This is a genomic window from Clostridioides sp. ZZV15-6383, assembly GCF_020657735.1.
GTDB lineage: Bacteria > Bacillota > Clostridia > Peptostreptococcales > Peptostreptococcaceae > Clostridioides > Clostridioides difficile_D.
Genome location: NZ_JAGWCV010000205.1, coordinates 1 through 273 on the forward strand (window position 1 = coordinate 1; position 273 = coordinate 273).

Below are 273 nucleotides of genomic sequence, written 5' to 3' on the forward strand. Positions count from 1 at the left end.
ATGCATATAATACATTAGGAGAGGATGGTCTAAAAATAAAAAATAAAAATACTTTATATACTATACAGTTCAAGCTAGATGTTATAAACTATATGATAACAACTAAATCTAGTGCACAAGAAGTCGCTAACCATTTTGGAATGAACAATAGTACACTTATAGCAACATGGAAACAAAAACTTTTGTATGGTGGTGTCGATGCCTTGTCTAAAACGAAAGGAAGACCATCAATGAATAAAAGCAAAAAAACTAAAGAAGAAAAAAATAAATTAA

General features: G+C 28.2%; 1 protein-coding gene. It reads left to right on the forward strand.

What is annotated here, in order from left to right:
* Window positions 1-273 (forward strand): helix-turn-helix domain-containing protein (locus KGF42_RS19475; protein ID WP_227826937.1); only part of this gene is annotated, 273 nt, incomplete at both ends.